The sequence below is a fragment of the uncultured Campylobacter sp. genome, from assembly GCF_938018035.1.
GTDB lineage: Bacteria > Campylobacterota > Campylobacteria > Campylobacterales > Campylobacteraceae > Campylobacter_B.
The window spans coordinates 1-8,806 of the sequence record NZ_CALIJF010000362.1 but is presented as its reverse complement, the minus strand read 5'-3'; the positions used below and the strand labels follow the sequence as shown (position 1 = coordinate 8,806).

The following is an 8,806-nucleotide window of genomic DNA, read 5'->3' as shown; positions in this document are numbered from 1 at the left end:
CTTAGCACCTTGAAGCATTCCTTGATAGGTAAACCACTCCGAAACGAAGCCGTTTACAGGAGGAAGCGCTGCAATACCCATGATGCCGATAAACATACCGACCGCGGTTAGAGGCATCTTTTTAGCTAGACCGCCCAAGATGTCCATATTTTGCGTATGAGTAGCGTGGATTACAGAGCCTGCACATAAGAATAGCAAGCCTTTGAATATCGCGTGATTTACTACGTGGTAGCAGCCTGCTAAAAATCCGACTGCGGCTAGTGTTACATTGCCTGCTGCGACGCCGTAAATTCCGGTGCCAAGACCCAGCAAGATAATGCCGATATTTTCAACCGAGTGGTACGCAAGAAGTGCTTTAAAGTCGTGCTGGCACAACGCGTATAAAACGCCAAAAAGCGAGCTAGCTGCTCCTAGGATCAAAACTGCAAGCCCAAAATAGATGCTTAGCGGTAAAAATAGTGTAAATTTAACAAGGGTAAAGAGCGCTACTTTAATCATAACGCCGCTCATTAGCGCAGAGACATTTGATGGAGCCGCAGGGTGAGCTTGCGGTAGCCAAACGTGAAAAGGCCACATTCCGGCTTTTGAGCCGAAGCCGACCAAAAACAAGATGAATGCTGCTACGGAAGCGCCCATAGGCATATTTACTTTTCCCCACTCCGCAAATTCGAAGCTTCCTGCGTAGTTTGCAATGATAAGTAATCCACAGGTGATACAAAATGCACCGATCTGTGCTATACCTAGATATACCATAACGGCTTTGAGCGTGCCTTTGCCATCGTTTACTATGATTAGAAATGACGAGATTAGCGTCATAAGCTCCCATAAAACAGCGAAGCAAAATACATTATCCGCACTGATGACTAAAAGCATAGATAAGATGAAGGTATTAAATAAACATGCAAAAACGCCGATATTTGCCTTGCCGATATATTCCTCAGCATAGCTCATACCGTAAACGCTGCTTGCAAAGCCTATAAAAACGACTACGAAACTGAAGAAATTTCCAAGCGGACTTAAAGCAAATTTTGGCGCATATAAGAAAGTACCGCCCAAAACGAAGCTATCGCTTACGCCCATATTGGCTACGAAATGACACATCGCGTAAAAACAGCTGATAGCACCTAATCCAAATCCCACCTTAACGGCAGTTTTTGGAGCGCAGTATAAAAGGATACTAATTACTGCACTGACGATAAATAAAGTATAGACGCTTATCATTTTGCGCCTCCTTCTTTTTTGGCGACGCAACTGATTTCGCCGTTTAATACGTCTTTTGCAAAAGCATTAGCCGCATCGTAGTCTATCGCAAAGCCCAATTTATGCTTACCCTCTTTAGGATCTATCATAATGATAGCGCTAGTTGGGCAAACCTCGACGCATGCAGGACCGTTCTCGCGTCCGTTGCATAGATCGCATTTGATGGCGGTGCTTTTGGCGCCCGCTTGGCTTTCGATCTCGAGATAATACTTCGGCTCGACCGCATAATTTACTGACGGCATAAGCTCGGCATTCGAGCTGATCGCGCCATAAGGACAGGCGAGCGTACACATCTTACATCCGATGCAAATTTCTTCGTGTAATTCGATATAGTTATTATCGAAGCGAAGCGCACCGGTAGGGCAGACATTTGCGCATGGTCCGTCATCGCACTGCCTGCACTGCGTAGGCATAACGCCGTAAGCCTGTCTAAGCACGGTAAGTCGCGATTTAGCAAGCTTACCGCGCTCGTAGGCACTTGAGTAACAGGCTGCCATGCACGTCGTGCAACCGATACATCGTTTGTAATCGCAGATTACAAATTTATGTTGTTTCATACCTTTCTCCTTGACTTAAGGAATTTTAAAAATTTTTTACTAAAAATTTTGGTGTAATTATATTTAAGTCCGCAAAAAAATTCCGTCATTTATCTGACGATATTTGGAATTTATTTGATAAATTTGCTTTAAAAGCTTAAATTTAAAAACTAATTTCTTTTTTAAACCGGTTCGTTGATTATTTGCTTTAAATGTCTAGTATATCAGTATTAAAGTATATTTTAAAATTTAAATTACTACTTAAATTACCCCAATTTACTCCTAATTATAATTGAAAAAATTCTTTTAGCTTAAGGCAAAATTTCAATTTTATTTTAGGTAAGAATTTATATAATTGTGCCGAAATTGCATATATGGTAATTTTGCATGTTTAGTATTTTCGAAAGGAGAAAATATGGCGAATAAAGGCAAGGTCATATGCCCTTATTGTGGCACAGGCTGTCAAATCGAGCTGACTGCGGAAGACAATTATATCAAATCCGCAACCGGCGTAAGCGACAACCCCGTAAATCAAGGTTGTTTATGTTTGAAAGGTTATTACGGATGGAATTACGTAGGCTCTAGAGATAGGCTTACTACTCCGCTAATTCGTAAAAAGAATGGCAAATTTAGTAAAGACGGCGATTTGGTCGAGGCTAGCTGGGACGAAGCGCTTGATTTGGTTGCTAAAAAGATGCTCGAGGTTAAAGAAAAATACGGCGCTGACGCGATAGCTGGAAACTATTCCGCACGCTGTACGCATGAGGATAACTACGTAGCGCAGAAGCTACTTAGAATTTTAGGTACGAATAATATCGATCACTGCGCGCGCATTTGACACGCTCCGACTGTGGCAGGTCTTGCCAAAACAATCGGTAACGGAGCGGCTACAAATAGCTTCACGGAGATCGGAACTCACAGCAACTGCATTATGATGATCGGCTCAAACCCGGAAAATGGTCACCCGATCGTAGCTATGCACGTTCAAAGAGCACTAAACAGAGGCGCCAAACTCATCGTCATTGACCCGGTTAAGACGGAATTTGCAAATCGCGCAGATATCCACCTCCAGCTTGAGCCGGAGCACAATATCCCGGTTATAAACGCTTTAATCCATGCTATTATCGACGAGGATTTGGTAAATCACGAATTCGTTGAGAAATACACCAAGGGTTTTGAATATGTAAAAGAGGCGGTTAAGGATTATTCGCCTGAAGCCGTAGCCAAATACACTAGGCTAAACGCCGAGGATATTAGAAAAGCGGCTAGAATTTACGCTACTACGCGACCTGCGGTTATCACGCACGGAATGGGTGTAACTCACTTCAACCACGGCGTGGGCGCAGTCTGCGACATTTCAAATTTAATGCTCGTAACGGGCAACGTAGGCGAGCTAGGCAGCGGCGATCTACCGATCCGCGGACAAGAAAACGTTCAAGGCTGCTGCGATATGGGAATGCTTCCTAACGTATTTACCGGCTATAAAGCTGTAACCGACGAGAGTGCCCGTGATTGGTTTGAGCGCCAGTGGAATTTACCAAAAGGTCATCTAAACGGCAAGATCGGCATTCATAAAACCGAAGTGCCTGACGCAATTCTTGACGGTAGGGTAAAATTCTTCTGGACGATGGGCGAAAACCCGGTTATGACCGATCCGAACGCAAACCACTTCTTGCGCGCGATTTCGCAGGTAGAGATGTATGTGATCCAAGATATTTTCTTAACCGAGACGAGCCGCAAAGCAGATGTCGTGCTTCCTGGAGCTTGCAGCGGCGAGAAGGAGGGCACTTATGCTAATGCCGAGCGCCGCGTACAGCATAGTGAGATTGTAGTTGCCCCTCCGGGACAAGCTAGACAAGACTGGGCTATCATCTGCGAGCTTGCCAGACGCCTAGGACTAGGGGATTATTTCACATTTCAATCTCCAGAGCAGATTTGGGAAGAGGTGCGTAGGGTAGCTCCGCACAACTACGGCGGAATGAGCTATTACCGTATCAAAAAATACCACGGACTTCACTGGCCGTGCCCTGATGAGAATTCTATGGGCGGACCTGCATTGTATCTTGATAAGAAATTCTTTACCCCGGACGGTAAAGGAAATTTCGTCCCAGTTCTATTTGTGGATGATAAGAGCAAGATCGAAAGCGCCAAAGAGGAATTCGCAAAGCGTATGAATATGCCGAAAGATTATCCTGTAATGGCGGGCTCCGTGGACGAGAAGACCGACGAGGAGTTCCCAATCCAGCTTCTAACTACGCGTAAGGTTTACGAGTACGCAGGAGGCGCGATGACTAGGCGCTCTAAGACCGTAGAGCAGGGCGGTGACGCGATAGGACCGATTGCGGAAATGAATCCGAAACTCGCCGAGCGATACGGAATTTCACAGGGCGATTTCATCGTCGCGTGGAGCCGCTACGGCTATATCGCGATCAAGGCGGACATCACCGAGTGTATAATGGATGGTATCATTCAGATGTCTTATCACTACTGGGAGAGCTGCTGCAACGAGCTAACTAGCGGCGGCTGGGATCTCATCGCCAAAACGCCTACGTTTAAGGCAGCGATTCAGATTAAAAAGATCGATGAAGAGGAATTTTTGCGTATCCGCGAGCTTAAGCGCATTAAATTTCAGACCAATAAAGTCGTTTACGACGACTTCCACCACCATCCGATTAAATTCTAAGAATTTAATCTTATCCGTAGATTCGGGGCTATGCTCCCGAATCTACTTTTTAACAATTAATTCAAATAGTATGAAATTTTGGCGATCTAGCCGTCTTGCGATATTTTAAAGATCAAAAATTTAAAAAATTCAATAAATTCTGCGGTACTTCAAATACGTCTCTTTGCGTAGTTGCACTATCGATAAGAGGGTGTGAAATTTATCTACTATTGCGTTAATAGATGCGGCGGCAGAGACCGGGCATTCGTGATTTATTAAATCCTAATAAATGTAGTCTCTATAAGAGCGGCGCAATGGAGTAAATTTTAAAGATAAGCATGATAATAAGGCTATTTTATCGCAACAAATCTTACCAAATTACATTATTGATTAAATTTTAACGCGCGCAGGCTGATTTTATGCGAATTAGCCTATATTGCCAAGTAGCGCTGCAATTTTAATAACGCAAATGCGATTTTTGTGATTTTGATAGATGAATGCAAAAGGCTCATAGGCTTTTTTAAAATGCTAGACGCGGCTTTTAGTCTTAAGTTCCAAATGCCGGTTTCTTAGCATAGCTGAGTAGTTTCGCGCTCCGCCTGAAATCCATAAATTTTGATTTTAAAATTTTAGATTTAAAATTCCGAATTCCGTCGTGCTTGGAATTCACAATTTTTAGAATTTTGTTTCATCGCGTGTTTTTGGCGTTCTATTTCACGTGGGAGCCCTTTGCTGCGCCAGATCGCGCCGCTTGCGATGTTAAAGCTATTGTGCCAAAGCTGCTGCCTGCTTGCGAACCAGATTTATGAACTATGCTCTGATATTGAAGCTATTGTGCTAAAGCTGCTGCGGCAGAATTCCATTTACTTTATGCAAAAGTAGTTAAAATTTCTGCCGCTTGTCGCGCCTGAGCTACTTATTGTGCCGGTCTGTTCGTCTCGCTTTAATTTTTATCGCTAGCAGCACCTACTTTACTTTGTCGCGCCTAAATTTTTGCCGTCCGTCGCATTAGAATTGCTCGCAGCGCCGTGATTTTCGCTGCTTGCAGAATCTGAGTTTGTCGTACCGCTAGGGCTTGCGGAGATTGGATTTGCTATGCTTTCGCCCGCGATGCCACTTACGTTATTTATGTAGGCTACGGTGCTTATTTTGTTCCATTCTCTGCCGATTTTCAAAAATGCGCGCTGGCTGTCTAGGATCTCTTTAAACATCGGATCTTTTGCCGCTTCCTCGTCTAAGATTTCATTCGTTGCTTTTTTAAGCGCGGCTATCACGTCTGCAGGGAAGTCGCGCACCTGCACATCCGGAAACTGCGCTTTTAGCTCCGCCCAAATGCGAGCGTTTTCGTAAAAGCCCTTATTTTGGAAATTCTCTCCGGCAAGTCTTGCTGCAGCCTCTAAGATCGCTTGAAGATCCGCAGGCAGCTTCTCTAGCGCCTTTTGATTTACCAGCAGCTGGCAGTCTCCCATAGGTTCTTGCCAGCCTGTGTAGTAGTATTTAGCCACTTTGTGAAATCCAAGTGGCATATCATAGACAGGGCTTACCCACTCGACCGCGTCGATCGTACCCATCTCTAACGCCATAAATAGCTCGCCCGTAGGCACCGTGTTTATAGTAGCACCCAGCTTGCTCATCACCTCTCCGCCTAGCCCCGGTATGCGGAATTTAAGCCCTTGCAAATCTGCAACCGAGTTGATCTCTTTTTTAAACCAGCCGCCCATTTGCATGCCGGTAGATCCCATCAAAAAGGTCTTTATGCCGTATTGCGCGAACATCTTATCGTTAAGCTCTCGCCCACCACCATAGTAATACCACGCGTGCTGCTCATCAGTAGTCATACCGAAAGGCACTGCCGTCCAGAGCATAGTTTTGGCGTCTTTGCCTTTATAATAATAAAGCGAAGTATATCCTAGATCGTATTGACCGCTTTTGACGAAGTCGAATATGCCAAAGCTTGCCTTGTGCTTGCTCGGCGTATCGATGCGGATCTGAAGCCTGCCACCGCTAAGGCTTTCGGCATAGTTTTTAAAATCCTCAGCAGCAGCGCCCAAAACGGGCGTAGTCGCCTCCCACGTACTAGCAAGTCTTAGGCGATAAACCTTATCGTCGCCGAAAAGCTGCGAGCCCAAAAGCATGAGACATGCAAACAAAAAAATCTTTTTCATTTCTATCCTTTCATAAAGTTTTAAATTCATAAAATTTCAAAATTTAGCGCGCCGCCGGCTTAAAATTTAATTGCGTCCTGCGTTACTGCTACGAAATTCTGCTTCACGGTGTCTATTTTATCGACACGTTGCTTTCTATTCTATTTTACGACGCTTCATCTTATAGGCATCTTGCTCTTGCTCTGCAAATGTCTTATTCCGCGACATTTTACTTCTTAGCGCCCTGCCCAAGCTTTTTATTTTACTATGCCTGGCTTTGCGACGATAGAGTGCCGCGTTCGTTTAATTTCGCTACGTTCGGATGTTACCACACCTGCACCATATCTAGCGATAATATTTTATCAAGCGCGCTTATTTAAAAACCTCTGGCAGCAGACCTATTTTGCTTAGAAACAACAAAAGTATCTTAAAATGCTATTTTTGCGCTTTTGCAGATAAAATTCTCTTTTTCTTTCAAAGCGAGCTTTGTCATTATCGGCAAGCTTAGACGCTATGCCATTTCTTTGATCTTAGACGGCAGAATCGTGCTTTTAAATTTAAAATTCCGCAATCTGCGTGATCTTCGCGCCACACTGGCAAGCAAAGATTTAGCCTTTATATTTAAATTTTGCGCCTTAGTTGAGCGCAAAATTCCGCGCGAAGCCTAGATTAGAATTTTACGCAGAGCTGCCCCGCGTTGTCTAAAATTTCTTATAAAATTCCGTGCCGCAAAATGCACTTAAAATTTTAAATTTGCTATTGCGCGGAATTTCTTAGCGTAAATTCTAAGCCTTGAAATTTTGCTCTTGTTTGACAGCATAAAATTTTATTTGCAAAGCCTGCTTGCTAAATTTTAAAATTTTAAGCCTAAGCCCGCAAAATTCTGCATTCCGCATTTTAGAAATTCTATTTCGCAAAATTTTATCTCGCGGATTTCTCGCTCCATAAATTTCTGCGCTAAATGAAATTTTACTCCGCATAGTTTGCGCTTCGTAAAATTCTAGCTCGCAAAATTTCGCTTAAAATTTCGCGAGCTAGCCCTTATTTTCAAATAACTCCGCGTGTTTGCTACGCAAAAACTCGACCACGGCGATCACTTCGTCCGCACCGCTGGCATCCGAGTTTGCAAGCACCGTGTCGATATTTTCGATATACAGCTGCGCCGCATCGGCGAGCCGCTCGCGCCTCACGCCCGCATAAAGCAGCATCGCGTCAAGCAGGATATTAATCTCGTAGATGAGGTCTTGCTCGGCGATTTTTTCGTCATTAGTTTTCATCTTCTTCCTTTGAAATTTGAGTTTTTTTCTCGATTAGATCCACGATTTGCGCCTTTACGGCTTCGTACGAGCTCGCGTCCTTAAAGCCCGCAAACATCCCGCCGCTCGCGTTTACGTGCCCGCCGCCGCCGAGGAGCAGCTTTGCCATTTCGCTAACGTCGATCTTGCCGTCTGCGCGGAAGCTGAGCGTTTTTTTGCTCGTTACGTCGATAAAAAAATCGACATCGGGATTTTGCGTCAAAAAGTCGTTGCCGATGACGCTTACGTTGCCGATATTGTAGGTCAAAATGCCCTTTTTACCGAGGTAGTCGATCGCAAAGCGCTGCTTTTGCGCGCTTAGGCGGGTGACTACGAAATGCGAGACGAGATTGCTTAGCGTATCGTCGCGCTCGCTTTTAAAAAATTCCTTCTTTATGCCGTGCAGCGCGCTATCTAGCGCGATGTGTGCGTCCGCCTCGTCTTGAAATTTAAAAATTTGTTCTAACAGGAAAAAGATATAATCCCTGCTCTCCCGCTCAAACATAATTTTATTGATCTCTTTCGCGCCCGAGACCATGCCGAGGCAGACCTTGCCGAGCTCAAACTCGCTCTGCTCTTTCAGCCAGATATCCACGGCGTTTACGACGCGCACGAGCTTATCCAGCCGCGGCGAGCCGCCGAACATCGCGCTGAAAAAATCATAGGTGATCTTCGTAGCGCAGCGCGAAGAGTCTAGGAAATACCACGGGAATTTTTTCGCGCACTCAAGTCCGCTTTGATGATGATCCAGAAGTATCACGCGAGCGTTTCGACGGGCTAGTTCGCCGCTAAATTTCTCGCATTGCGCGGGCAGTAAATTTAGATCGGTGATTAAAACCAGGCTTTTTTCGTCTGCGTCCGTAGCGAGCCGCTCGTCGATACTAGCGAGGATGAGATCAAATTTTTCGT

Annotated in this window: 7 protein-coding genes; 1 reads left to right on the top strand and 6 read right to left on the bottom strand. The window is 44.8% G+C overall.

The window, feature by feature from the left end:
- Together Q0257_RS10855 and Q0257_RS10850 are read right to left on the bottom strand one after the other, a co-directional pair.
- On the bottom strand, positions 1-1,221 hold a 1,221-nt coding region (locus Q0257_RS10855; protein WP_298024759.1), incomplete at its 3' end, for a proton-conducting transporter membrane subunit.
- Positions 1,218-1,817 carry a 4Fe-4S dicluster domain-containing protein gene (locus Q0257_RS10850; protein WP_005871891.1) on the bottom strand — a complete coding sequence of 200 codons (600 nt, stop codon included), beginning with the start codon at positions 1,815-1,817 and terminating at the stop codon, positions 1,218-1,220. The genes Q0257_RS10855 and Q0257_RS10850, both read right to left, overlap by 4 nt.
- A 394-nt stretch (positions 1,818-2,211) precedes the next feature.
- Between Q0257_RS10850 and Q0257_RS10845 the strand changes: the two genes are divergently transcribed.
- Positions 2,212-4,479: a molybdopterin-dependent oxidoreductase gene (locus Q0257_RS10845; protein WP_298024758.1), complete on the top strand. Its 2,268-nt coding sequence runs from the start codon at positions 2,212-2,214 to the stop codon at positions 4,477-4,479.
- Between the two features lie 950 nt (positions 4,480-5,429).
- Here Q0257_RS10845 and dctP read toward each other — a convergent pair.
- The 4 genes from dctP to Q0257_RS10825 all read right to left on the bottom strand — a co-directional run.
- Positions 5,430-6,623, bottom strand: a complete 1,194-nt coding sequence (dctP, locus tag Q0257_RS10840) for a TRAP transporter substrate-binding protein DctP (RefSeq protein ID WP_298024756.1) — start codon at positions 6,621-6,623, stop codon at positions 5,430-5,432.
- A gap of 764 nt (positions 6,624-7,387) precedes the next feature.
- On the bottom strand, positions 7,388-7,582 hold the full coding sequence (locus tag Q0257_RS10835) for a hypothetical protein (protein WP_298024754.1): 195 nt from the start codon (positions 7,580-7,582) through the stop codon (positions 7,388-7,390).
- 54 nt (positions 7,583-7,636) lie between these two features.
- Positions 7,637-7,879 carry a hypothetical protein gene (locus Q0257_RS10830; protein ID WP_298024752.1) on the bottom strand — a complete coding sequence of 81 codons (243 nt, stop codon included), beginning with the start codon at positions 7,877-7,879 and terminating at the stop codon, positions 7,637-7,639.
- Positions 7,869-8,806: 3'-to-5' oligoribonuclease B (locus Q0257_RS10825; RefSeq protein ID WP_298024751.1), on the bottom strand; the 938-nt coding region annotated here is incomplete at its 5' end. The genes Q0257_RS10830 and Q0257_RS10825, both read right to left, overlap by 11 nt.